The organism is Microbacterium sp. p3-SID336 (genome assembly GCF_025143365.1).
Taxonomy (GTDB): domain Bacteria; phylum Actinomycetota; class Actinomycetes; order Actinomycetales; family Microbacteriaceae; genus Microbacterium.
The window spans coordinates 1-22259 of sequence record NZ_JALXPE010000014.1; the positions used below are offsets into that span (position 1 = coordinate 1).

A 22259-nucleotide genomic window follows, 5' to 3' on the forward strand; every position below is an offset into this window, starting at 1 on the left:
GGCGGGGGGCCGCCCCCCGGGGGGGGGGGGGGCCCGGTGTGCGGCGGGCCCCGCCCGATCCGTGTAGGTCAGTTGTCGGAGATGTTCTCGCGAGCGTGCTGAGCCTGGTCTTTCACTTCACCGGCGGCGTTCTGTGCTTCATCCTTGACCGTGGAGACGGAGTCCTGCGCCGATTCCTTCACGGATTCGACGGAGGCCTGCACGGGCTCTTTCAGATGCTCGCCGACTTCCTTCGCGACGTCTGTGACCTCGTCCACCAGCGGCTGCGCCTGCTCCTTCACCGTGGCAGCGAGATCCTTCTCTTTCGACGATGCAGGGATCAGCGAGGCGACGACCAGACCGGCACCGAAAGCGATCAATCCGACCGCGAGCGGATTGCCTTCCGCTTTGGCCACGGCGCGGTCCTTCACGTCGCCGACGTGAGATCCAGCGCCCGACAGTGAGGAGCCGGCGTCGTCTGCGGCGCCCATCACACGCTCCCGCACGGAGCCGAAAACTCCGCGGACCTTGTCGATCTGCCGGTCCACGATCTTCGACGGCGAGACCTTGTCGGCCAGCGCGTCCACATCCATGCCGAGGTCTTGGCGGGTCCGCTCGATGTCGGCGCGGATCTCATCGGGTGAATCGCTCATCGGTTCTCCTCATTTCTCTTCAGCGTTTCGGGGATCTCTTTGAGGGTGTCCACGGTTTGCGGGGCGCCCTTGACTTGCTTGAACTGAGTCCGTCCCACCAGGAACAGGATCGCGGCGATAATCGCCCAGAGAACGGCGACGACGACGCCAGACCAGCCTCCGCCGATCAGGGTTCCCAGTGCCCACCACAGTGCGACAGACAAGAAGAACACCGCCATCAGCCCTCCGTAGCCGGCGGCACCCATGAGGCCTGCGCCCTTGGCGGACTTGGTTGCCGAGTCCTTCAACTCCGCTTTGGCGAGCGTGACCTCTTGGCGCATGAGCGTCGAAATGTCACGGGAGACCTCGCCCAGCAGATCTCCGATAGACGTCGACGCGGCCTTCGCCTCAGACGGCGTTGGGTCGGTCATAGCCGCCCTCCCCGAGAAGATCCGGACGGCTAGAAGCCGTCTGTGTGTAGACGGGGGTGCCGCCCGCGCCGAGGTCGTTCACGACAGGGACAGGTACCGAGGGGTCCGGGTGCACCTGCTGCGGCGGCGACACTGGTGCCGATGAGGCGTTTTTCTCGTCCGATGCGTTCGCGGCGAGAGCGCGCGTGAGGCGGCCGACGACGATTCCGCCGATCGCTGCGGCGAGGATGAACGTGCCCGGCTTGCGGCGGGCATAACGCTTGACTTCCGTGAGCACGGAACCGGGATCGCGGTCACCGAGCCACGTCGCGGCTGCGGACAGGCGACCCGAGACTTGCTGGACCAGATCGCTGGCGACGCCGCTGCCGTCGGAGTTGGTGGCCATGGAACCGAGTTCGTCGCTGACCGAGCGAAGACCTCCCGCGAGGCGCTGCTGCTGCGTGTTGGCCTGCTCCGACAGCTCCCGCTGGGTCTGCGCGTACAGATCCTTCGCCTGCGTCTTCGCCTCCCCCACGACGGTCGCAGCCTCATCCTTGGCAGTGCCAAGAACGTCCTTCGCCTGAGTCGCCGCCGTGTCCTTCAGGTCGGTGGCTTCCTGCTTGGCAGCGTCCACCTTGCCTGAGGAATCCGGGGATCGTACGCCCGAGCCGCTCGGGCTGGTCGTCTCATAGTTGTCCGACATTAGTGCTCCTCTCGCGGACCGATCAAACCGATCGGTGAATCCTGTTGTAGACCCCCGCACCCGACTTCATCAGGACCCTTGCACCGAGCAGCCTTACGGTGTACCCGGCCCGCCGGATCTCGAACAACGCCAGAGCCGGAGCCTTACTATGTAAGGTCGCATACAGTACGCCTCTATCTCCGGGAGGACAACCATCTCCCTGCTCACACGTCGTCGGCCTACTTTCTCCGTATGACCAGCAACGACTCGAACGAGTATCGGGAGCCCGGCGCGCCGGTGTACGACGAGGACTCCCCCCATGCGGCTGTCCCTGTTGACGCCGATCACACTCTCCGCACCGACGTCCACGAACGCGAGAAGGCCGAATTCGGCGGGTTCAAATTTGGTTCCGCCTTCTTCGGCTGGCTCACGGCAATGGGCACCACAGTGCTCTTGACCGCCCTGGTCGCAGCGGTCGGGGCTGCCATCGGTTTCGGCAACGGCACCACGCCGGACGAAGCCGCAGACGCTGCCGCCGAGAACGCGGGCACCGTCGGTATCGTCAGCGCGATCGCCATAGGGCTCGTGCTGCTGATCTCCTATTTCGCGGGCGGCTACGTCGCCGGGCGAATGGCACGGTTCAGCGGAGTCAAGCAGGGAATCGCTGTCTGGCTGTGGGCCATCGTCATCGCGATCATCCTCGCGATCGTCACCGCGATCGCCGGCTCCCAGTGGGACATCCTCGCCAACCTGCAGAGCTTCCCCCGTATCCCGGTCACCCCCGAAACCGCCACCCTCACCGGAATCCTCACCGCCCTTGGCGCTGCCGTGGTCACTCTCCTCGGCGCAATCCTCGGCGGCCTCGCAGGAATGCGCTACCACCGCAAGGTCGACCGCGTCGGACTCGGCCGCTGACCCTGCGGCAGACATCCGCGTCTTTGAGCGTTTCTCTCCCTCCGCCCCACCAACGAACGAACGAAAGGCAGCATCGCATGATCAGCGAACAGAACATCGCCAGTCTCATCGGAGCCAACGTCACCGACACTGAGGGCAACAAGATCGGAAAGGTCGGCCAGATCTATGTCGACCCCACCACCGGCCGCCCGAACTGGGCGACAGTGGTGACCGGCCTGTTCGGTACCTCCGAATCGTTCGTTCCCCTCGACCAGGCCGACGCCGTCGACGGGGAACTCCGCGTCCCGCACACCAAGGACGTCGTCAAAGACGCTCCGCGCATCGACTCGGGCACCGACCTCACCGACGCAGAACAAAACGAGCTGTACACCTATTACGGACACGGCGGTGCTCCTGCCACCGCTCCCGCAGACGGTAACACCGCTCAGGCCGAGGGGTACGACACCTCCGGCCCGACCACCGACGACGCGATGACCCGGTCCGAGGAGCAGCTGCACGTCGGCACCGAACGGGTCGAGACCGGTCGAGCCCGCCTCCGCAAGTACGTCGTCACCGAACAGGAGACCGTCTCCGTCCCCGTCAGCCACGAAGAGGTTCGCCTCGAGCGGGAGCCGATCACTGACGGAAACGTCGGCGACGCTCTCGACGGCCCCGACATCAGCGAAGAAGAGCACGAAGTCGTCCTCACCGAAGAACGCCCCGTGATCGCGAAGGAAACAGTACCGGTCGAGCGTGTCCGCATCGGCACCGAAACGAAGACCGACACCGAGCAGGTCAGCGCCGAAGTTCGCAAGGAAGAGATCGAGCTCGAGGACGGCACCACCCACCACACCGACCGCTGACCCAACCGTCAGTCCACTGAAAGGAGAATCCGATGGGTATCGGAGACGACATCAAGAACACCGCCGAAGATCTGAAAGGCAAAGCCAAGGAAGCCGCCGGCAAAGCAACCAACGACAAGTCCACCACCGCCGACGGTCACGCCGACCAGGCCAAGGCTGGCGCGAAGAAGGCCGGTCAGAACGTCAAGGACTCTCTGACCGACAAGTAACACCCTCAAGTTTCACGACGTATCCGGTGCCCCTACTTTCCCTTCGGGCACCGGATACTTTTTGCCCCGACCTTCCCCGTGCCGCGTTCGACGCTCACCGCTCCTCACGACTGCGCGAGAGCAGGCGGTGAACCTCGTTCTCAGGGAGGCCAGGGAGGGCGGCAACGGTCGACGTAGGTATCTCCGGGTAGTTCTCGTATATCCGCCGCCCAGGATCAGTACCCACCTGTGAACCCGGCGCGGGACCGGCTGCGGTGATCCACTCTGCAGCAGCTCGACTGAGGACCGCGATTGTGGCTGCGGCCACGTTCCTGATCGTTGTCGCTTCATCGATCCTGCGCAGAAGGCTGTCCACCACGGAGGATTCATCGCCCTGTCCGATGCGTCATCTTCTCATTCGTCGTTCTGACAACTCTTCGCACGCCGTGGATAAAGCAATGGGTCAGAGGCAGGTGTTCGCCCCGCTGATCGATGCGAGACTGGAGACCTCACGACACAGCGCTTACGTCCGGGTGCGCCTTTTGGCATGGTGTCCGTGATGCGAAGACCGAGGAGTGCATGTCATGGGAAAGCTCATCTATGAGGGCGGGCCGAAGGCCGAAATCGAAGACCGCGCTCTCACTCATCTTCAGTTGGTCATCACCGCGAAACTTCGCCGCGGTGAGCCGTTCTCGTTCACGTGGAAAGAGGACGTCAGTCTCGGCGGCGGGCGTACGACGGTCTGGATACACGCAGGTAGTTCGCTGGTGTTCAAGTATTTCGGTAGCCGACAGCCGGCAATCAATCGAGCATGGATCGATGCTCTCGCCCTCGCCGCTAACGCGCCCACCGGGCTCTACCTCACCCCCGAGCCAGCCGAGGGGTCTCGTCTTGAACCTGCACCAGCCTAACCGTAGGCGCAACCCCCTTCGTTCCCACGGGCACGCCTCGTACCGTAGGCGCATGCAGGAACGCACCGTGATCCACACCCTCATCACTATCGACGGTGCCAGCTTCGTCCTCGCTCCGACACAGGACGCCGACCAGCTCTGCGAAGAACTCGAGTCTGCCGCTGCGGGCACGGGAACCGTCGTGCGCTTTGAGGCCGCAGGGCACCGAATCGTCCGCTCACTCATCACTCCACGCAGCCGCGTGATCATCACCGAAGAAGAGGTGACACTGAATTCTGAAGATACGGTGATGTCGCTGAGCCAGTCAGGGAATTGGGATCTTCTCTAGTCGCCTACAGAATCCAGCTCCGGCGAGTCCAACATCTCATCGACGAGTACGATCCCGCCAAACGAACTCGCGGTATGCATCAGCTGTTCGATCCACTTCAAACTGATCTGCGGCGGCTCAGCCTCGTCAAAGATGAACCGCAGGGGAATCGACGGGTGAATCCAGATTGTCGAACGCCCTGCCGGATCACCCTCCGGATGTGTCCAAGACAGCGTGAAGCTCTCGTTGCGTCGCAACTTCGTCGCGATGACGATTTTCAAGTGCGCGAGAGCACGATCCTCGATATGGATCGGATTCGCGCTGTCGCCGTACACAAGACTCGCCATGAAGACCACCCTACCTACGTCAGCGCGGCGCGAACGTGTACAAGACTGCCTGCGGGTGGCGACCTTTTCGGCGCGCGTCGCGAACACCTGCCGAAATCGATCGATTTCGGTGGGCTGATGGAAGTTGCCTACCGCAAATGCGACACGCCGAGGCTCGACGCGCCGTAACCCCCTGCCGAAACCCAAACGCACCGAAACGGGTGGTGTACCGTTTGCGGCTGAAGATCTGTCCATGAACCGCGTGGGGTCAAGGCGTGGGGTTTTCACCGTCCGGACGACGTCGTTCGAGGGTCAGCCGGACTATCTGACTCATCTGTCCCAGCTTCTCCTCCGCTGCCCGGATGCTGATCTCGATTCCCTCGAGTTCGCCGAGCCACCCCATGCGCTTGGCCTCCGCGCGTCGCTCGTGCAGATTCGCGAGGATGGTCTCGAGGCGGTGACGTTGCGCCGAGTCGGGGCGGAGCATCGGGCAGCGGATGCACGCGTGCTCATGAATACAGGGGGTTCCGTAGCCGCGTGAGCAGGATCCGAGTTCGACCTTGCGCTTGGAGAAGTGCGCGTGGAACTCCTCGAGCTCAGTCGGCGATGGGTCGCGGTAGTCCTCCGCTGGCCTCAGCGACCGGCGGCGATCGACGAACTGCCGGAAATGCCGGGCAACATCTTCGTCGAAGACCGCCGCGTAGCCCTGGGTGGTGGAGATGTTCAAGTGCCCCATCACCTTGGCGAGGATGTGCACGGGGAGCCCGGATCGCAGCGCGTCCGTCGCAAACAGTCGCCTGAAATCGTGCGCAGTCAGACGAGTCTCAGGGCTGTCGAGGCCCGCCGCTCGCACGGCGTATGCGACGAAGTTCTTGAATGCCGCAGGGGAGAACACCCGCCGTATATCGCCGTCTTTCCACTGAAACAGAAATGGCAACGGTGGGGAGAACTCTCGCTCGAGCGAGTCGTAGCGGATCACAAGCGGGACCTGACGTTCATCGCCGCGCGCTCTTTGCCTGAGGCGAGCGAGAACGTGTGCGAGTTCGGGTGAAACGAGGAGCACGCGTTCTCGATCGGATTTCGACGGGACAACCTGTAGCAAGAGCATCTTCTCACCTGTCGATGCTTCGTAGGTGAACAAGGCGGTTGCCGTGAGCTCCGAGACTTCTTCCTGCCGCATGCCGGTCTCGTGCATGACATGGACGATCGCCCAGGACCAGAATGCTCGCTCCGCGATCCGTGCCTGGAGGATGCGGGTGTCGGTCGCGAGATCCAGAATCGGAACTGCCGTCATGGACACCCCGGGACCCGCACCCGTTTCACGAAGGTACGCTCGTCCAGCCCATTCGAATCGCTCTCCGAGAGGGGCCGCGGTCGCCGCGAGCAGAAGTGACTCCTGATGCTCGAGGTCTGCGTCGATGGCAGCCAGGAGCTTCGGGACGCTAGGGGCGATCTTGCGGACGCGCTGGTGGTGAGCTGCGATCACTCGCCGTCTATGCTTCTGGTGGCCTGCGGTGTCGATCTGAGTCACGATGCTCGCGGTCGACCAGGTCGCCCAGTAGGCGTCATGGGTAGCCCACACCGCGATGTCGAGGTACATCGCGCGCACTGCGAACAGGGTGCGGTAGCGGTTTTTCAGGCGTCCGACCGATTCGGTTTTCCACCACTCTGCGATGTCTGGCGCGATGCGCAGGTCGGCTTGCTCGGGATTGCGCGAGCGGATCTCCATCCAGAAGTTCCGGAGCAGCTCGGTCGACATCGCCTGCAGAGTGGGGTAGTCCACGCCTGGTGCTCGAGACTTGAGGTAACGTGCGAACATCTCTGCGACGGCGGGCGGCTCGATCTTGTTCCTCGCGACCATCGCCGCGGCGTCCGGCCTCGGCGGCTTCGCGAGCTGCCGAAGAGGCGGCAGGGCCAGCGGAACAATGCCGAGCTGTTTCAGGATCTCGAGTGCGTCTGCGAGCCCGCGGCGGATGGGTTTGCGGGCAACCGCGGCGAAAGCCACGACGTCGTCCGCCGTGATCTCTCTCAGATGTTTGCCCGTCGCCGCCTGGAGGATGAGGACCGCTCGCAACGTGTCTCGTGCAGCATCCGTGGGGAAACCTTCGAGCGACCATGGCGAGAAGCCGTTGAGGCGGATGCGACCTACCCGGTTCAGGAACTCTGCACTCGGTCGAAGTGCGTCGAGGCGAATGAAGATCGACACCGCTACGCCTGGACTCGTGCGGAGCTCGCGAGCGACATCGTTGAGGCCGGGGAAGGCGTCGTACCAGGTCAAGCTCGGCATGTCCTCGACCCCGCTGGCGTCCCAGCGCCGTTGCCAAGTCTCGCCGGGGAAGGTCATCAGCGTATCGATGAAGATCTGAACGATCGGGCGATAGTCGCTCCGGATTCCATCGTCGTACGGCGTGTGAGGAATCGCGGCGTTGAGGAACACGCCGGGGCGTGATCGTCCTCGGGACGGCTGTCGATGTCGACGGAGTTGCGGCGCTGTAAGCGGCGCTTCGATCGGGTCTTCCGTCTCGATGAGGTCTTTCACCATGATGCGTCCCCCAGAAGTTCGTCAAGATCGGAGCTGTCGTAGGTCAACCCCGGAGCCTCCGGCGTGGGCTTAGGCTCTGACCGCGCCAGAAGGTGCTGAGCGACGCGCTCGATGATGTCGTCGTCATGCTGTTGGAGGTACTCCTGGGTCGTGGACAGATGCAGGTGGCCGAGAATGCGTTGGATGTCGCTGAGTGTCAGAGCGGGGTCGTTGGACATCCGCACCGCTGCAGTGTGCCGAAGGCCGTGAAGGCGCAACTTCGCATCTATCTCGAGGCCGACCCTGTTGAACATCGCTCTGGCAGCGTCATACCCGAACGGCCGATACGGGCGTCGATTCGTCCACCACACCGGGTTGCCCTTCGCGAGTAAATCGGGCGGCAGCGACTCTTGGTACAGCCGCAGCCACAGGAACGCGTTGGACGAGGCTGGCAGCGCCTGCTTTGCGCGAGAGCCCTTCCGCTCAACAGTGATGCGCTGGGACCCCGGGTCGACGTCTTCGAGAGTCATGCCGAGCAGCTCTGAAGGGCGGGCGGCGCTGGAGAGGTAGAACTCGACGAGCGCGCGATCCCGCGCATTGTTGATGGTTTGAAGGATCTCGGCGACGCGCGACTCCACGATCAGTCGAGGCGCCGTCTTCGGGACCTTCTGACGAAAGTCGGCCCGACGGTCACGTCGGAACGCCAGTTCAGGGTTGTGGTGAGCGTTCAGCCGCTGGCCGCTCTGGGCACGGCGCGCAGGTACGGGATTGATGATCGGACCGCGCTGTTGCGCAAGCTGATAGTCGTAGAAGGCCGAGATCACGGCGAGGTTGTGATTCAGCGTCCGAGGCGAGAGCGGCCGAGCGCTCAGAGCCGAAGGTTGGCGACAGGCGAGCACGAAGTCGCGCACTGTTTCACGTGCTGCACGTTCCCAGTTCTCGCGCTCAAGTGCGAGATGACGAAACCATCTCAACAGCCCGTACGCGTACGACCGGCAGCTCGATTCAGCGTTCCCACGTGCCCAGAAGTCGAGCATGAAGTCCGAGACTGCCGCGATGACCTCGCCATCACCATCGATGACAGCCCAGAAGGGAGGGTCATCGAGGGCCAGCACGGCGCCGACGCGAGTTCGCTTCTCCATCTGATCGAGCATCGCACCGAGGACCGACAGGAGAGCGGCTTAGTTCGGTATACACACCTTCTCCATGCGCGCATTGATGAGCGGCGCCCGCTGCGGGCGATTCGGCGGGCTCTGCCAGTCCCACCGCACGAGCTCGAGGATGCGCCCCTCGCCGCGGTCGCGCACGATCGGCGCGTGCTCGGTCGGAGCGATGGAGTACGCACCCTGCCATGACTTCCACCAGTCCTCCGGCTTGCCGCCCTCGGCGACGAACTCGCGGATGAGCTCGTCGGTCGCGGCATCGTTCGCGAATCGTCCGCACATGTCACCCTCGGCATCCGTGTCGTCGGCCGCTGCACAACGCAACGGCCGTCATCCCCTCCATCATGCTGCACGCCGGGAGGTACGGGCCCGCCGCTGGCATCAGACCACGGCGATGACGGCGCCTCCGGTCAGGTGCTGCAGCTGGTCGAACGTCAGGGGCATCACCGTGTGCGGGTGGCCTGCGGCGGCCCAGACCAGTGGATGCGCCTGCAGGGCGTCGTCGAGGAAGGTGCGCAGCGGGGCAGGGTGCCCGACCGGCGCGACGCCGCCGATGGCCTGCCCCGTGGCCTCGCGGACCACGGCGGGCGGCGCCATCGTGACCTCGTCGGCGCCGATGCCCTGCGCCAGCACGGCGGGATCCGCGCGGTGACCTCCGCTGGTCATCACCAGCACCGGAGCGCCGTCGGCCAGGAACACCAGGCTGTTGGCGATGGCCGCGACGTCGCATCCGATCGCCGACGCCGCCGCGGCGGCGGTGCGCGCCGAGTCGGGGAGGACCCGGATCTCGGTGTCGACACCGGCATCGTGCAGGTGCTGCTGCACGCGCCTGCTGCGTTCGGGAAGGACGGTCGCGTCGGTCATCGCCTCACCGTACCCGAGGAGTTCAGCCTGCGTCGCCGACGAGGATCGCCGCCGCGTCCTCGCCGACCGGGTCAGCGGGCTCGTCGTCGATGTGCGCCAGGGCACGCCGCCCGAGGAACACCGTCAGCGCTGCGAGGAGGACGGCCACCGCGGCGAACAGGTACGGCACGGTCGCGCTGAAGAGGTGCCACAGCAGCGCGGCGATCGGCGGGGCCATCGCACCGCCCAGAAAGCGGACCGCCGAATAGGCGGAGGAGGCGACAGAGCGCGGGAGGTCGGTCGCCTCCATCACGGCCTCGGTCAGCACGGTGTTCATGATGCCGAGCAGCAGGCCGCCCACGATGATGCACGTGACGAGCGCCGCGGGCTGCGCGACCACCAGCCCCGCGACGATCAGGTCGACGGCGAGCAGAGGAAGCACGATGAGAATGATCCGCGTGCGGGGCATGCGGCGCATGAGCACGGGTGCGACCCACACGCTGGTGATCGCGAGTGCGACACCCCAGCCGAAGAAGGTCAGCCCGATGCCCATGGCACCGAAGCCGAGCGGGAACGGTGAGAACGCCAGCAGGACGAAGAAACCGATGTTGTAGAACAGCGCCGCGACGGCGAGGATCGCCAGGGCCGGTCGGCGCAACGCGGTGAACGGGGCGGAGAACGGCACGGGCGTGCGTGTCTCCCGGGGGCCGCGAAGCAGCACGAGCACCGCCACGAACGCGACCGCCATGAGCGCGACGACGCCGAAGAAGGGGCCGCGCCAGCTCTGCTCGCCGAGGAGTCCGCCGAGGAGCGGACCCACGGCGATGCCGAGCCCGAGCGCGGCCTCATAGAGGACGATCGCGGCGGCGCTGCCGCCCGATGCCGCCCCGACGATGGTCGCGAGGGCCGTGGAGATGAACAGCGCGTTCCCCAGGCCCCAGCCGGCACGGAACCCGATGACCGCGTCCACGCTCCCGCTCACCGCGCACAGGAGCGAGAACACCACGATCAGACCCAGTCCGACGAGGAGAGTGGCCTTCGCGCCGATGCGGCTGGAGATCCAGCTGGTCACGAGCATCGCCAGCCCGGTGACGAGGAGATAGCTCGTGAACAGCAGCTCGGTCTCGACGGGTGTGGCATCGAGCGACTCGGCGATCGCGGGAAGGATGGGATCCACCAGCCCGATGCCCATGAAGGCGACGACGCATGCGAAGGCGACGGCCCAGACCTGAGCGGGCTGCTTCCAGACGGAGGGGGCGGGCGCGGAGGGGGTGGCGGTCATCGAGCTTCTCCTGTTCGAGCGACGGCGGTGGCGGCTGCGAGGATCTCGGCTGCCCTGGTGAGCGCGGCCCAGTCCTCGTCGCCGAGGTCGCTGAATCGCGGCGCGATGATCGCGCGGAACTCCTCGCGCCAGGCGTGGAGCGCCTCGGTTCCGCGGGTGGTGATCGTGACGACGGTCGCGCGCGAGTCCTCGGGGTCGGGGGAGCGCCGCACGAGTCCGTCGCGTTCGAGCGTGCCGAGGAGTCGTGTCATGCCGGGCTGCGTCGTGCGCGCGGACGCCGCGAGCTCGCCCACTCGCCGCGGCCCGGCCTGCGCAAGCAGACTCAGCACTCGCCACTGCGCGGCCGGAGCCTCGTTCCCGGCGTCCTGGGCGGCGATCCGGCCGAGCGCATACCCGGACAGGACGAGGGAGGGGATCACATCCGGTCGATTCATACCAGCAAGTATATATCTCCTGATATGAATCCGGCTCACCGTCGGGCGTTCGCGATGCGTGCCGAGAGCTGATGGGCGTGGGCCAGCAGGATCCGCCCCAGCTCGGCCTGGCGGTCAGGACCGAAGCGGAAGGCGACCCCGGTGAGGCTCAGCGCCCACTCGGGCCGGCCTGAGCGATCGAAGACGGCGGCCCCGAGCCCCCAGCTGCCCTCGACGATCAGTCCGGGGTTGACCGCATACCCGCGCTCCTTGGTCTCTGCCAGTCGCGTGCGCAGCGGGCGCGGGGCATGGGTTCGCCCCCACGTCGTCGCCAGCTCCTGATGCCGCTCAAGGTACGCATCCACATCGTGGTCAGGAAGGAACGCGAGGATGGCCAGACCCGCGCTCGCGACCCCCAGCGGGAACCGCACGCCCTCGCTGAGGACGAAGGAGCGGATGGGGAAGGAGCCCTCCTCCCGGAGCAGGCACACGGTCTCATCCGCGCGGCGCACCGAGAAGAACGCGCTCTCCTCGGTCTTGACGGCGAGGGAGCGCACGATGTCGCGCGCGAGGGCGGTGACGTCGTAGCGCGCGGCAGCGACCGATCCCATGAGGAACAGCTCGGGACCCGGCATCCAGCGCGTGCTGCCCTCGTCCCTGTCCACGAGTCCCTCCACGCGGAGCGCGCTGAGCAGCCGGTGCGCTGTCGACCGGGAGAGATCGGCGGCCGCGGCGATGTCCTGCAGCGTCACCCCATCGGCACCGGCTGCAGTCACCAGTCGCAGCAGCGACGCCGCCCTGGCCACCGCCTGAGTGCCGGGGACCCCGGTCTTCGATTCCATATGGTGGACGCTAATCGCGCTGACGCCCACATCGCAAGACCCGGCTGGTGCGACGCAGCCGGCCGGACGGATCCTGGGAACCGGACCACGGAACCGAAGGAGCAGACGTGATCGACAAGCAATGGGAGTCCGCGACCGCCGCGGTCGCCGACATCCCGGACGGAGCATCGCTCGCCGTCGGAGGGTTCGGTCTCTCCGGCAATCCGATCGCCCTCATCGAGGCGCTCCTCGCGCAGGGGACCGCCGACCTCAGCGTGGTCAGCAACAACTGCGGTGTGGACGACTGGGGCCTCGGCGTGCTCCTCGCGGCGCAGCGCATCCGCAAGATGACCTCGTCGTACGTGGGCGAGAACAGGGAGTTCGAGCGGCAGTTCCTCAGCGGGGAGCTGGAGCTCGAGCTCACCCCGCAGGGGACACTGGCCGAGAAGCTGCGCGCAGGAGGCTCGGGCATCGCGGCGTTCTTCACTCAGACGGGCGTCGGCACGCAGGTGGCGGAGGGCGGTCTTCCTCGCCGCTACCATCCGGACGGCTCGATCGCGGTCGCCTCACCGCGAAAGGACGTGCGGTCCTTCGCGGTCGACGGCGAGATGAGGGACTTCGTGCTGGAAGAGGCGATCACCACCGACTTCGCCCTCGTGCACGCGGCCCGCGGAGACCGACACGGCAACCTCGTCTTCACCAAGGCCGCTCGCAACTTCAACCCGCTCGCCGCCATGGCCGGACGGGTCTGCATCGCCCAGGTCGAGGAGCTGGTGGAGCCCGGCGAGCTGGATCCGGACACCGTGCACCTTCCCGGGGTGTTCGTGCACCGCGTGGTCGAGGTCGGCACCGACATCCCCAAGCGCATCGAGCGGCGCACCGTCGCCGCGGAAGGAGCCTGAGATGGCGCTCACCCGAGACCAGATGGCGGCCCGGGCCGCCGCCGAGCTGCAGGACGGCGCCTACGTCAATCTCGGCATCGGACTGCCGACACTCGTCCCCAATCACGTCCCGGCCGACGTCACGGTGGTGCTGCAGTCGGAGAACGGGATCCTCGGGGTCGGGCCGTACCCTCGCGAGGACGCTGTGGACCCCGACCTGATCAACGCCGGCAAGGAGACCGTCACGACGCTGCCGGGGGCGGCGTTCTTCGACTCCGCCACGAGTTTCGGCATGATCCGTGGCGGCAAGATCGACGCCGCGATCCTCGGCGCGATGCAGGTGTCCGCCTCCGGCGACCTCGCGAACTGGATGATCCCGGGCAAGATGGTGAAGGGCCCCGGCGGGGCCATGGACCTGGTCCACGGCGCCGGCCGCGTCATCGTGCTGATGGAGCACGTCGCGAAGGACGGTTCGCCGAAGATCGTGGACGAGTGCTCGCTGCCGCTGACCGGACGCGGAGTCGTCGACCGCATCATCACCGACCTCGCCGTGATCGACGTCACCGACCGGGGGCTCGTGCTCGTCGAGCTCGCGCCCGGGGTGACCGCGGACCAGGTGATCGCGGCGACGCAGCCCGCGCTCGCCGTGTCACCGGCACTGCAGAACGAAAGGACCGAAGGCCATGACTGAGAACTCCACCCACGCCGACGACGTCGTGATCGTCGCCGCCGCACGCACACCGCAGGGCCGTCTGAAGGGTCAGCTCGCCGCGTTCACGGCGCCGCAGCTCGGCTCCTTCGCGATCCGCGGCGCACTCGAACAGGGCGGGATCGACCCGGGTGACGTGGACGCGGTCATCGTCGGCCAGGTGCTCGCCGCAGGATCAGGTCAGAACGCGGCTCGCCAGGCGGCCATCGGCGCCGGCATCGGATGGGGCGTGCCGGCCCACTCGGTCAACAAGGTGTGTCTCTCGGGCTTGACCGCGATCATCGACGCCGCTCGCATGATCCGCACGGGCGACGCCGACGTGGTCGTGGCCGCCGGCATGGAGTCGATGACCCGCGCCCCGCACCTGCTGATGGGGTCCCGCGACGGCTGGACCTACGGCTCCATCGAGGTGCTCGACCACATGGCCTACGACGGGCTCACCGACGCCTACGACCGGGAGAGCATGGGCGCATCGACCGAACGGCACAACGCCCGCTACGAGCTGACGCGCGAGGCGCAGGACACGGTCGCGGCGCTGTCGCATCAGCGAGCAGCGGCCGCGCAGGAGTCGGGGGTGCTCCACGCCGAGCTCGTCGCGGTGGAGGTGCCGCAGCGCCGCGGAGAGCCCGTGCGCGTCACACGTGATGAGGGCGTGCGTCCCGAGACCACCGTGGAGACCCTTGCGGGCCTGCGCGCCGCCTTCGCCGAGGGTGGTTCGATCACCGCGGGCAACTCCTCGCAGATCTCCGACGGCGCGTCCGCCGTGGTCGTCACGACTCGGGAGACCGCTGAGCGCAAGGGGTGGCCGGTGCTGGTGACCGTCGGGGCGAGCGGACAGACTGCGGGGCCGGACAATTCGTTGCAAGCGCAACCCGCGAGGGCGATCGAGCGGGCGTGCGAGAAACAGGGGATCGCGCCGGCAGACCTGGACCTCGTCGAGATCAACGAGGCGTTCGGTGCCGTGGTCGCCCGCTCCCAGGTCGAGCTCGGGCTCGACAGCGAGATCGTCAACGTGCACGGAGGGGGCATCGCCATCGGTCACCCGATCGGGGCGTCGGGAAACCGTCTGGTGGTGCACGCCGCGCACGAGCTGGTGCGCCGTGGCGGAGGAACGGCCGCCGTCGGGCTCTGCGGTGGCGGGGGACAGGGCGAAGCGCTGATCCTCATCCGCTGAGCGGCGCGGACGCCTGGGGAGACGTCAGGACCGCTTGTCCTGTGCGTGGCCCTGGGCGTCGGCGAGGGCCTTCTGCGAGCGGAACTGCAGGCGCTGCGCCTTCTTGGACTTCTTCACGGACTGCGGCGAGTCCGCGTCCACCGGGACGCCACGACGCTCGCGCCGCATGTCGACGACGGCGCCCACCGCGAGGGCCATCGTGATGCCCCAGCTCACCCAGGACAGGAGCGAGCGCCAGGTGATGGGTTCGTTGCGAGTGCCGCGCAGCAGCGAGATCCCTGCCGAGATCGCGGCGACGAGTCCGGTGCTGAAGAGGTAGCGCATGCCCCTACGGTACCCGGCGCGGCGCGGAGCGGGCCGGACCTTGACAACGCGGCGGCGGTGCTGGCAAGGCTCGTGTCCAGGAGCACCGGATATCATGGAAGGGTCGCGGGTCACCCGCGGCCGCACACACCGTGTATCTACCGGCCGCCGGCGACTCCGGCGGACAGCGGCGGCACCCGACATCGCGTCATCGACGCGCGAGAGCCATGACACGCGACACAGTCACAGCCACGACCACAGCCACTGCACGCTCGGACGATCCGAGTCTCTTCCGCATCGCGGGCCTGCCCTACTTCCTCATCGCGTTCATCGCGCGCCTGCCCTTCGCCATGATGGTGGTGGGCGTGCTCACCGTCGTCGTCTCGGCGCGGGGTTCGCTCGCGCTCGGCGGTCTCACCTCTGCGGCGGTCGGTCTCGGCACCGCGTGCTTCGGTCCGCTGCTGGGCGCCGCCGCCGACCGCTTCGGCCAGCGCGTGGTGCTGCTCCTGCTGGCTCTCGGCAACGCCTCCATGCTGCTGCTGTTCACCACGGTGGTCTACGGCACGGCGCCGGACGGTCTCGTGCTGCTGGCCGCTGTCGGCATCGGCGCGACCGCGCCGCAGGTCGCGCCGCTGTCGCGCTCGCGCCTCGTCACGATGATCGTGGAGCGCATGCCGGAGGATCGACGCACCAGGACCGTGTCCGGCACGATGGCGTACGAGTCCGCGGCCGACGAGACGGTGTTCGTCTTCGGACCGTTCCTCGTCGGCATCCTGGCCTCGGCGATCGCACCGTGGGCGCCGCTCGTGGGCGCTGCCGCTCTCACACTGATCTTCGTCGGGGCCTTCGCACTGCATCCGAGCGGACGGCACGTCTCGCAGGATCGCGACCGCGATGGCAGGGCGCCGTCCGCGGTCTCCGAGCTGTTCCGACCGCAGCTGCTCATCGTGGTGCTGGGCATCCTCGGCGTCGGCATCTTCTTCGGCACGATGCTGACGTCGCTCACGTCGTTCATGGCCGACCTGGGTGCACCGGAGCAGGCAGGACTGCTCTACGGCGTGATGGGGGTGGGGTCCGCAGCGCTGGCCCTCGGCGTCGCCTGGCTGCCCGCCCGCTTCACGCTGCGGGCACGGTGGCTCGTGTTCTCGGGCATCCTCCTGGTCGGCACGCTGCTTCTCGGCTTCGTCGACTCTCCGGCGACGATGATGCTGGCCCTGGCGATCATGGGCATCGGCATCGGGCCGACTCTCGTCACCCAGTACAGCTTCGGCGCGGCACGCAGCCCGCGAGGTCGCTCGGCCACGGTGATGACGATGCTCGGCTCCGGCGTCGTGGTCGGACAGTCTCTCGGCGCGGCCGTCGCGGGGGAGCTCGCCGAGAGTGTCGGCACCTCTGCGGCGCTGCTGCTGCCGATGGCGGCGGCCGCGATCGCCTTCGCGGCCGGTGCGGCCAACTGGATGCTCAGCGGCGAGAGTCGTCGGACCGCTTTCGTCAAGCCCTGAGCGCAGATCAACGAATGACACGGTTCCTCGATAGCCTGGAGGAAACCCCCCGGGAGGAGCCCTCCGTGACCGCTGCTGACTTCGTCGTCGTCGCCAACCGTCTACCCGTCGACCGGGTGGTGGGCCCCGACGGCGAAGAGACCTGGCGCACGTCGCCCGGCGGTCTGGTCGCCGCGTTGGAGCCGATGATGCGCAGCGTGCACGGCGCGTGGGTCGGCTGGCCGGGGCAGGCCGATGTCGAGCTGGAGCCGTTCGAGGCGGACGGGATCGACCTCATCCCGGTCGCCCTGAGCGCCGACGAAGTCGCCGACTACTACGAGGGCTTCGCGAACGACACCATCTGGCCGCTCTACCATGACGTGATCGCCCCGCCGCAGTACCACCGGGAGTGGTGGGAGGCCTACGTCATCGTCAACAGGCGGTTCGCAGAGGCCGCCGCCGCGGTGGTCGCGAAGGACGGCACCGTCTGGGTGCACGACTACCAGCTGCAGCTGGTGCCGCAGATGGTCCGCGAACTGCGCCCCGACGTGACCATCGGGTACTTCCACCACATCCCGTTCCCTGCGCACGGGCTCTACGCGCAGCTGCCGTGGCGCGACCAGGTGCTGCGCGGGCTGCTGGGCGCCGACGTGATCGGGTTCCAGCGGGCGCAGGATGCCACCTACTTCCTCACGGCCGTACGCCGCCGGCTGCGCTACGAGGTGAAGGGTGCGGGCATCGCCATCCCGGACGGCCAGGGCGGCAGCAGGACGGCGGTGGCCAAGGCCTTCCCGATCTCGATCGACACCGCGCCGTACCTCGAGCTCGCGGCGCGCGACGACATCAAGGCGCGTGCGGCCGAGATCAGGGCGAGTCTCGGCAACCCCAAGCGCATCCTCCTGGGCGTCGACCGCCTGGACTACACCAAGGGCATCGGTCACCGCATCAAGGCGTACGGCGAGCTCCTGGAGGACGGCCGCCTGGCCGTCGAGGACGTGACGCTGATCCAGGTGGCGAGCCCGAGCCGCGAGCGCGTGGACGCGTACGCGCACCTCCGCGACGAGATCGAGCTCGCGGTCGCCCGCATCAACGGTGATCACGACACGGTGGGTCATTCCGCGATCCGCTACCTCCACCAGGGCTACCCGCGCGAGGAGATGGTGGCGCTCTACCTCGCCGCCGACGTGATGCTCGTGACGGCCCTGCGGGACGGCATGAACCTGGTCGCCAAGGAGTACATCGCCACGCGCACCGACAACCACGGTGTGCTCGTGCTGAGTGAGTTCACCGGGGCTGCGGACGAACTGCGCCAGGCGGTACGCGTGAACCCGCACGACATCGCCGGTCTCAAGGACGCCATCATGGAGGCGGTGGAGATGTCGCCGGCCGAGCAGTCCCGCCGCATGCGCGCGCTGCGTCGCCGCGTCCTCGACAACGACGTGAACGCCTGGTCCTCCTCGTTCCTCGCCGCCCTCGCCGACGTGCGCACCCGGTGAGCCGTCCTGCCGCCGCACGCCCCGCGACCTGCACCCCGCACGACCCTCGAACGGAGAAACTGTGACGCGCCTCTGGACCCCCGGAACCGCTGACGCCGACCTCACGGCCCTCGCGACCACCCCGCGGCTCGTGGTCGCACTCGACTTCGACGGAACCGCATCGCCGCTCGTGGTCGACCCCATGGCCGCACGGGCGCTGCCGGCCGTGGCCGAGCAGGTGACGCGTCTGGCCGCACTCCGCGACACCGTGGTGGCGTACGTGTCCGGGCGCAGCATGCACGACCTCCGCGAGATCACCGAGCACACGGACGACTCGGTCATCGCACTGGCCGGGTCGCACGGCGCGCAGTACTGGTTCCCCGGCGAGGGGGCGGCGGATGCCCCCGGTGACGCCACGGAGGACGGCGCGCGGGAGGAGCTGTGGGCCGCCGCACGGCCGATCATCGACCGCTACGAAGGCGCGGAGCTGGAGCCCAAGACGTTCGGCATGGGCGTGCACACCCGCCGCGCCGACCGGGAGACCGAGGAGCGTGTCTTCGCCGAGATCGACGCCCTGGTGGCCGAGCGCTTCCCGCACTGGCGTCGGCGCTCCGGCCACCGCGTGCTGGAATTCTCGTCGCGAGCCGAGGGCAAGGACGCCGCGATGACGGCGCTTCGGGAGCGGTTCGACGCGACCGGGATCCTGTTCGCCGGCGACGATGTCACAGACGAGGACGCGATGCGCGCGCTGCGGCCCGGCGATCTCGGCGTGCGCGTGGGCCCTGGGGAGAGCGCTGCGACTCTCCGGGTTGATTCGCCGGAGCAGGTCGCCGCTCTGCTGAAGACACTGGCGGACGAGCGGGTCGTGGCGTTCGGGGGCTGAATCGACGGATTCGCCGAGCGCGCCGCTTCTGTTCTGGTATAGCGGTGCGCCAGCCGTGGGCACCCCATTTTCACGCTCACAGCGCGTCGCTCCGTCCTGTTCTTTTCTGTTTCTCTTCTCTCGCAGAGCCCTGGAGGTGAGGGTGTGCGCCTGAGCGGGCGCGGTCTGCAGTATCGAAGGGAAATTCGTGTTTTCTGTATCCATCAACGACCGAAGAAGTTCGCGCGCCTGGCGTCGGGGGGTGGTCCGATCCCTCGCCGCTCTCGCGGTGGCCGCTGCTGTCCTCGGAGGATCGAGCCCCGCGCTGGCAGAGACGGTCACGCCGTCGAGCTGTGGCCCTCAGGGCAAGCTCGCGCCTTCGTGCGGTGCCCTGTGGGGGGTGTACACGACCGAGGGGGCCACACTCACCACTGCCGTCACCGACCTCGAGGCGAAGGTCGGACGCCGCTTCGACATCACGTTGCGGTACCACGACTTCTCGAACCACATCCACCAGGGGCTGTTCCCCGACAGCGCCGAGCAGGAGCTGGGGCGCACGCGCACGCTGCTCTTCGCCTGGCAGTCGCGGGTGTCCGACACCAACACGAACATCCCGTGGTGGAAGGTGGCCGGAGGCGCGATGGACGGCTTCATCGATGCGGCAGCCGACCGTGTGAAGGCGTACGGGCAGCAGGTGATGATCGCGTTCGACCCGGAGTTCGACGCCGACAACAACCGCGACAAGGGGACCACGGCGGACTACGCACGGGCGTACCGCCGCGTGCACGATCGGTTCGCGGCGAAGGGCGTCAGCAACGTCACCTGGCTGTGGGTCTCGACCGGCTACCTCGGCGCGGGAAACGACGCGCGCATCATGGCCGGGTACCCCGGGAACGCGTACGTGGACTGGGTCGGGTTCGACCCGTACAACTTCTACACCTGCAACGGCACCGCCTGGACGAGCTTCGAGAACAAGGTCGCCTCGCGATCCCAGTTCTTCATCGATCAGGGCCTCGGCAGCAAGCCGCAGATCCTCTCCGAGTACGGCACCTCGTACAACGCGGCGAACACCACCCTGTCTACGAGCTGGCACCGGGAGATCCCCGCGGCACTGCGTCAGCATCCGCAGATCAAGGCGGTCGTCCGCTTCAACGCCGGCGGCGCGCTGGGGACGGGGCAGCAGTGCCAGCTGCAGCTGAACAACGGTCCCGGAATGCTCACCTCGTTTCGGGATGCGGGCCTCGACCCCTACGTGAACACGCGCCAGGGATGAGCCTCTGAGCCGGAAGCGCGGCGATCGTCGACTCCCCACAACAGATCGCCGCGCTTCTGGCGGTGGCCGCGGACGAAGCGGTCGCCGCGCAGGAATAGACTCTCGTCATGTCCTCGCATGATCCCTCCTCCCGCGCGCCCATCGACATCAAGCCCCGCAGCCGCGTCGTCACCGACGGCATCGAGGCGACGACCTCCCGCGGCATGCTCCGTGCCGTCGGCATGGGCGACGCCGACTGGGACAAGCCGCAGATCGGCATCGCGTCGAGCTGGAACGAGATCACGCCCTGCAACCTGAGCCTGGACCGGCTCGCGCAGGGGGCGAAGGAGGGCGTGCACTCGGGAGGCGGCTACCCGCTGCAGTTCGGCACGATCTCCGTCTCGGACGGCATCTCGATGGGCCACGAAGGCATGCACTTCTCGCTGGTGTCGCGCGAGGTCATCGCGGACTCCGTGGAGACGGTCATGATGGCCGAGCGCCTGGACGGCTCGGTGCTCCTCGCCGGCTGCGACAAGTCCATCCCCGGCATGCTCATGGCCAGCGCGCGCCTGGACCTGTCGAGTGTGTTCCTGTACGCGGGATCCATCGCCCCCGGCTGGGTGAAGCTCTCGGACGGGACCGAGAAGGACGTCACCATCATCGACTCGTTCGAGGCCGTCGGCGCCTGCCGCGCCGGGCTGATGAGCGAGGAGGACCTCAAGCGCATCGAGTGCGCGATCGCACCCGGAGAGGGCGCATGCGGCGGCATGTACACCGCGAACACCATGGCGTCGGTCGCCGAGGCACTGGGCCTGAGCCTGCCGGGCTCCGCGGCTCCGCCCGCCGCCGACCGGCGCCGCGACTACTTCGCCCACCGCTCCGGCGAGGCCGTCGTGAACCTGCTTCGTCAGGGCATCACCACCCGTGACATCCTCACCAAGGAGGCCTTCGAGAACGCGATCGCCCTGGCGATGGCGCTCGGCGGCTCCACCAACGTCGTGCTGCATCTGCTCGCGATCGCCCGCGAGGCCGAAGTCGACCTGAGCCTGCACGACTTCAACCGCATCGGCGACCGGGTGCCGCACGTGGCCGACATGAAGCCGTTCGGGAAGTATGTGATGAACGACGTCGACCGGCACGGCGGGATCCCCGTGATCATGAAGGCGATGCTCGACGAGGGGCTGCTGCACGGCGACGCCCTGACCGTGACGGGGAAGACCCTGGCGGAGAACCTCGCCGAACTCGACCCGCAGCCGATCGACGGCGAGGTCATCCACACGTTCGACAACCCGATCCACGCGACCGGCGGCCTCACGATCCTGCACGGCTCGATGGCCCCGGAAGGCGCCGTCGTCAAGACCGCCGGCTTCGATGCCGCCGTGTTCGAGGGGCCTGCCCGGGTGTTCGAGCGCGAGCGCGCCGCCATGGACGCGGTCGCTGAGGGCACGATCGAGCCCGGCACTGTGATCGTCATCCGCTACGAGGGCCCCAAGGGCGGACCGGGCATGCGCGAGATGCTCGCGATCACCGCCGCCATCAAGGGCGCTGGGCTCGGAAAAGATGTACTACTCTTGACGGACGGACGATTCTCAGGCGGCACAACCGGCCTGTGCATCGGCCACATAGCACCCGAAGCGGTGGACGCAGGTCCCATCGCCTTCGTGCGCGATGGTGATCTGATACGGGTCGATATCGCAGCTCGCTCTCTCGATCTACTCGTCGACGAGGCGGAGCTCGCCTCCCGCCGTTCCGGCTGGGAGCCCCTTCCCCCGCGCTATACCCGAGGCGTTCTTGCCAAGTATTCGCGCCTCGTGCGGTCCGCCGCCGAGGGAGCGACCACCGGCTAACCCGGATGCACAGGCATCCGGCGTCCTCTCCAGTTCACCA

25 protein-coding genes are annotated in these 22259 nt (G+C 67.4%); 13 read left to right on the forward strand and 12 right to left on the reverse strand.

Annotation, left to right across the window (positions count from 1 at the left end; translation table 11 throughout):
* Window positions 1–68 precede the first annotated feature (68 nt).
* Genes M3C17_RS05700 through M3C17_RS05710 form a run of 3 tightly spaced genes read right to left on the reverse strand, consistent with a single transcriptional unit; the run spans window position 69 to window position 1655 of the window.
* Window positions 69–632 carry a DUF3618 domain-containing protein gene (locus M3C17_RS05700; RefSeq protein WP_137771927.1) on the reverse strand — a complete coding sequence of 188 codons (564 nt, stop codon included), beginning with the start codon at window positions 630–632 and terminating at the stop codon, window positions 69–71.
* Window positions 629–1042, reverse strand: coding sequence for a phage holin family protein (locus tag M3C17_RS05705; protein WP_127011783.1), 414 nt, complete (start codon window positions 1040–1042; stop codon window positions 629–631). Before M3C17_RS05705 ends, M3C17_RS05700 begins: the two co-directional genes overlap by 4 nt.
* Complete coding sequence (locus M3C17_RS05710) at window positions 1020–1655, reverse strand: hypothetical protein (protein ID WP_259976686.1); 636 nt, start codon at window positions 1653–1655, stop codon at window positions 1020–1022. The genes M3C17_RS05705 and M3C17_RS05710 overlap by 23 nt, the downstream gene beginning before the upstream one ends.
* A 300-nt stretch (window positions 1656–1955) precedes the next feature.
* Here M3C17_RS05710 and M3C17_RS05715 point away from each other — a divergent pair, with 300 nt between their 5' ends.
* The 5 genes from M3C17_RS05715 to M3C17_RS05735 all read left to right on the forward strand — a co-directional run bounded on the left by M3C17_RS05715 (window position 1956) and on the right by M3C17_RS05735 (window position 4887).
* A complete protein-coding gene (locus M3C17_RS05715) occupies window positions 1956–2618 on the forward strand; it encodes a hypothetical protein (RefSeq protein ID WP_259976687.1) in 663 nt (220 codons plus the stop codon).
* 77 nt (window positions 2619–2695) lie between these two features.
* Window positions 2696–3460 (forward strand): PRC and DUF2382 domain-containing protein, encoded by a 765-nt coding sequence (locus M3C17_RS05720; RefSeq protein WP_259976688.1) that lies wholly within the window; start codon window positions 2696–2698, stop codon window positions 3458–3460.
* Between the two features lie 32 nt (window positions 3461–3492).
* On the forward strand, window positions 3493–3669 hold the full coding sequence (locus M3C17_RS05725) for a CsbD family protein (RefSeq protein ID WP_113681172.1): 177 nt from the start codon (window positions 3493–3495) through the stop codon (window positions 3667–3669).
* A 563-nt stretch (window positions 3670–4232) separates the two neighbouring features.
* Window positions 4233–4559 carry an ATP-dependent DNA ligase gene (locus M3C17_RS05730; RefSeq protein ID WP_259976689.1) on the forward strand — a complete coding sequence of 109 codons (327 nt, stop codon included), beginning with the start codon at window positions 4233–4235 and terminating at the stop codon, window positions 4557–4559.
* 52 nt (window positions 4560–4611) lie between these two features.
* Window positions 4612–4887: a hypothetical protein gene (locus tag M3C17_RS05735; RefSeq protein ID WP_259976690.1), complete on the forward strand. Its 276-nt coding sequence runs from the start codon at window positions 4612–4614 to the stop codon at window positions 4885–4887.
* Here the strand turns inward: M3C17_RS05735 and M3C17_RS05740 are convergent.
* From M3C17_RS05740 to M3C17_RS05775, 8 genes are all read right to left on the reverse strand, one after another.
* Window positions 4884–5213, reverse strand: a complete 330-nt coding sequence (locus tag M3C17_RS05740; protein WP_259976691.1) for a hypothetical protein — start codon at window positions 5211–5213, stop codon at window positions 4884–4886. The two genes, M3C17_RS05735 and M3C17_RS05740, sit on opposite strands and share 4 nt — an antisense overlap.
* 247 nt (window positions 5214–5460) lie before the next feature.
* The gene (locus M3C17_RS05745; RefSeq protein ID WP_259976692.1) at window positions 5461–7734 is read right to left on the reverse strand and encodes a site-specific integrase; all 2274 of its coding nucleotides are present in this window, start codon (window positions 7732–7734) and stop codon (window positions 5461–5463) included.
* Entirely contained in the window at window positions 7728–8855 is a 1128-nt protein-coding gene (locus M3C17_RS05750) for a tyrosine-type recombinase/integrase (RefSeq protein ID WP_259976694.1), read from the reverse strand. Before M3C17_RS05750 ends, M3C17_RS05745 begins: the two co-directional genes overlap by 7 nt.
* A 39-nt stretch (window positions 8856–8894) precedes the next feature.
* Complete coding sequence (locus tag M3C17_RS05755) at window positions 8895–9158, reverse strand: SOS response-associated peptidase (RefSeq protein WP_259976695.1); 264 nt, start codon at window positions 9156–9158, stop codon at window positions 8895–8897.
* 99 nt (window positions 9159–9257) lie between these two features.
* Window positions 9258–9740: a YbaK/EbsC family protein gene (locus tag M3C17_RS05760; protein ID WP_259976697.1), complete on the reverse strand. Its 483-nt coding sequence runs from the start codon at window positions 9738–9740 to the stop codon at window positions 9258–9260.
* Window positions 9741–9762: 22 nt separating this feature from the next.
* Window positions 9763–11001: an MFS transporter gene (locus M3C17_RS05765; RefSeq protein ID WP_259976698.1), complete on the reverse strand. Its 1239-nt coding sequence runs from the start codon at window positions 10999–11001 to the stop codon at window positions 9763–9765.
* The gene (locus tag M3C17_RS05770; RefSeq protein WP_259976699.1) at window positions 10998–11435 is read right to left on the reverse strand and encodes a MarR family winged helix-turn-helix transcriptional regulator; all 438 of its coding nucleotides are present in this window, start codon (window positions 11433–11435) and stop codon (window positions 10998–11000) included. The genes M3C17_RS05765 and M3C17_RS05770 overlap by 4 nt, the downstream gene beginning before the upstream one ends.
* A gap of 35 nt (window positions 11436–11470) precedes the next feature.
* Window positions 11471–12256, reverse strand: coding sequence for an IclR family transcriptional regulator (locus tag M3C17_RS05775; protein ID WP_259976700.1), 786 nt, complete (start codon window positions 12254–12256; stop codon window positions 11471–11473).
* Window positions 12257–12363: 107 nt separating this feature from the next.
* On the opposite strand from M3C17_RS05775, the gene M3C17_RS05780 reads away from it, so the two are divergent.
* From M3C17_RS05780 to M3C17_RS05790, 3 genes are read left to right on the forward strand one after another with little or no spacing between them, the layout of a single operon-like run.
* Window positions 12364–13137 (forward strand): CoA transferase subunit A, encoded by a 774-nt coding sequence (locus M3C17_RS05780; RefSeq protein WP_259976701.1) that lies wholly within the window; start codon window positions 12364–12366, stop codon window positions 13135–13137.
* Between the two features lies 1 nt (window position 13138).
* Window positions 13139–13807 (forward strand): CoA transferase subunit B, encoded by a 669-nt coding sequence (locus tag M3C17_RS05785; protein ID WP_259976702.1) that lies wholly within the window; start codon window positions 13139–13141, stop codon window positions 13805–13807.
* Window positions 13800–14999: an acetyl-CoA C-acetyltransferase gene (locus tag M3C17_RS05790; RefSeq protein ID WP_259976703.1), complete on the forward strand. Its 1200-nt coding sequence runs from the start codon at window positions 13800–13802 to the stop codon at window positions 14997–14999. Before M3C17_RS05785 ends, M3C17_RS05790 begins: the two co-directional genes overlap by 8 nt.
* Window positions 15000–15023: 24 nt before the next feature.
* Here the strand turns inward: M3C17_RS05790 and M3C17_RS05795 are convergent, their stop codons facing one another.
* The gene (locus M3C17_RS05795; RefSeq protein ID WP_259976704.1) at window positions 15024–15323 is read right to left on the reverse strand and encodes a hypothetical protein; all 300 of its coding nucleotides are present in this window, start codon (window positions 15321–15323) and stop codon (window positions 15024–15026) included.
* 206 nt (window positions 15324–15529) lie between these two features.
* Between M3C17_RS05795 and M3C17_RS05800 the strand changes: the two genes are divergently transcribed.
* The 5 genes from M3C17_RS05800 to ilvD all read left to right on the forward strand — a co-directional run bounded on the left by M3C17_RS05800 (window position 15530) and on the right by ilvD (window position 22219).
* Window positions 15530–16804, forward strand: coding sequence for an MFS transporter (locus tag M3C17_RS05800; RefSeq protein ID WP_259976705.1), 1275 nt, complete (start codon window positions 15530–15532; stop codon window positions 16802–16804).
* A gap of 14 nt (window positions 16805–16818) precedes the next feature.
* Window positions 16819–18279, forward strand: a complete 1461-nt coding sequence (locus tag M3C17_RS05805; protein ID WP_259976706.1) for a trehalose-6-phosphate synthase — start codon at window positions 16819–16821, stop codon at window positions 18277–18279.
* Window positions 18280–18340: 61 nt separating this feature from the next.
* Window positions 18341–19141: a trehalose-phosphatase gene (gene otsB / locus M3C17_RS05810; protein ID WP_259976707.1), complete on the forward strand. Its 801-nt coding sequence runs from the start codon at window positions 18341–18343 to the stop codon at window positions 19139–19141.
* Between the two features lie 241 nt (window positions 19142–19382).
* Entirely contained in the window at window positions 19383–20393 is a 1011-nt protein-coding gene (locus tag M3C17_RS05815) for a glycosyl hydrolase (RefSeq protein WP_259976708.1), read from the forward strand.
* Between the two features lie 107 nt (window positions 20394–20500).
* The gene (gene ilvD / locus M3C17_RS05820) at window positions 20501–22219 is read left to right on the forward strand and encodes a dihydroxy-acid dehydratase (protein ID WP_259976709.1); all 1719 of its coding nucleotides are present in this window, start codon (window positions 20501–20503) and stop codon (window positions 22217–22219) included.
* Window positions 22220–22259 lie beyond the last annotated feature (40 nt).

Coding starts and splice junctions, on each gene's coding strand:
- M3C17_RS05750 (WP_259976694.1), bottom strand. CDS start 8,855: ATGGAGAAGCGAACTCGCGTCGGCGCCGTGCTGGCCCTCGATGACCCT.
- M3C17_RS05790 (WP_259976703.1), top strand. CDS start 13,800: ATGACTGAGAACTCCACCCACGCCGACGACGTCGTGATCGTCGCCGCC.
- ilvD (WP_259976709.1), top strand. CDS start 20,501: ATGTCCTCGCATGATCCCTCCTCCCGCGCGCCCATCGACATCAAGCCC.
- M3C17_RS05785 (WP_259976702.1), top strand. CDS start 13,139: ATGGCGCTCACCCGAGACCAGATGGCGGCCCGGGCCGCCGCCGAGCTG.
- M3C17_RS05720 (WP_259976688.1), top strand. CDS start 2,696: ATGATCAGCGAACAGAACATCGCCAGTCTCATCGGAGCCAACGTCACC.
- M3C17_RS05800 (WP_259976705.1), top strand. CDS start 15,530: ATGACACGCGACACAGTCACAGCCACGACCACAGCCACTGCACGCTCG.
- M3C17_RS05765 (WP_259976698.1), bottom strand. CDS start 11,001: ATGACCGCCACCCCCTCCGCGCCCGCCCCCTCCGTCTGGAAGCAGCCC.
- M3C17_RS05705 (WP_127011783.1), bottom strand. CDS start 1,042: ATGACCGACCCAACGCCGTCTGAGGCGAAGGCCGCGTCGACGTCTATC.
- M3C17_RS05755 (WP_259976695.1), bottom strand. CDS start 9,158: ATGTGCGGACGATTCGCGAACGATGCCGCGACCGACGAGCTCATCCGC.
- M3C17_RS05805 (WP_259976706.1), top strand. CDS start 16,819: ATGACACGGTTCCTCGATAGCCTGGAGGAAACCCCCCGGGAGGAGCCC.
- M3C17_RS05745 (WP_259976692.1), bottom strand. CDS start 7,734: ATGGTGAAAGACCTCATCGAGACGGAAGACCCGATCGAAGCGCCGCTT.
- M3C17_RS05725 (WP_113681172.1), top strand. CDS start 3,493: ATGGGTATCGGAGACGACATCAAGAACACCGCCGAAGATCTGAAAGGC.
- M3C17_RS05775 (WP_259976700.1), bottom strand. CDS start 12,256: ATGGAATCGAAGACCGGGGTCCCCGGCACTCAGGCGGTGGCCAGGGCG.
- M3C17_RS05730 (WP_259976689.1), top strand. CDS start 4,233: ATGGGAAAGCTCATCTATGAGGGCGGGCCGAAGGCCGAAATCGAAGAC.
- M3C17_RS05770 (WP_259976699.1), bottom strand. CDS start 11,435: ATGAATCGACCGGATGTGATCCCCTCCCTCGTCCTGTCCGGGTATGCG.
- M3C17_RS05715 (WP_259976687.1), top strand. CDS start 1,956: ATGACCAGCAACGACTCGAACGAGTATCGGGAGCCCGGCGCGCCGGTG.
- M3C17_RS05735 (WP_259976690.1), top strand. CDS start 4,612: ATGCAGGAACGCACCGTGATCCACACCCTCATCACTATCGACGGTGCC.
- M3C17_RS05740 (WP_259976691.1), bottom strand. CDS start 5,213: ATGGCGAGTCTTGTGTACGGCGACAGCGCGAATCCGATCCATATCGAG.
- M3C17_RS05795 (WP_259976704.1), bottom strand. CDS start 15,323: ATGCGCTACCTCTTCAGCACCGGACTCGTCGCCGCGATCTCGGCAGGG.
- M3C17_RS05700 (WP_137771927.1), bottom strand. CDS start 632: ATGAGCGATTCACCCGATGAGATCCGCGCCGACATCGAGCGGACCCGC.
- M3C17_RS05760 (WP_259976697.1), bottom strand. CDS start 9,740: ATGACCGACGCGACCGTCCTTCCCGAACGCAGCAGGCGCGTGCAGCAG.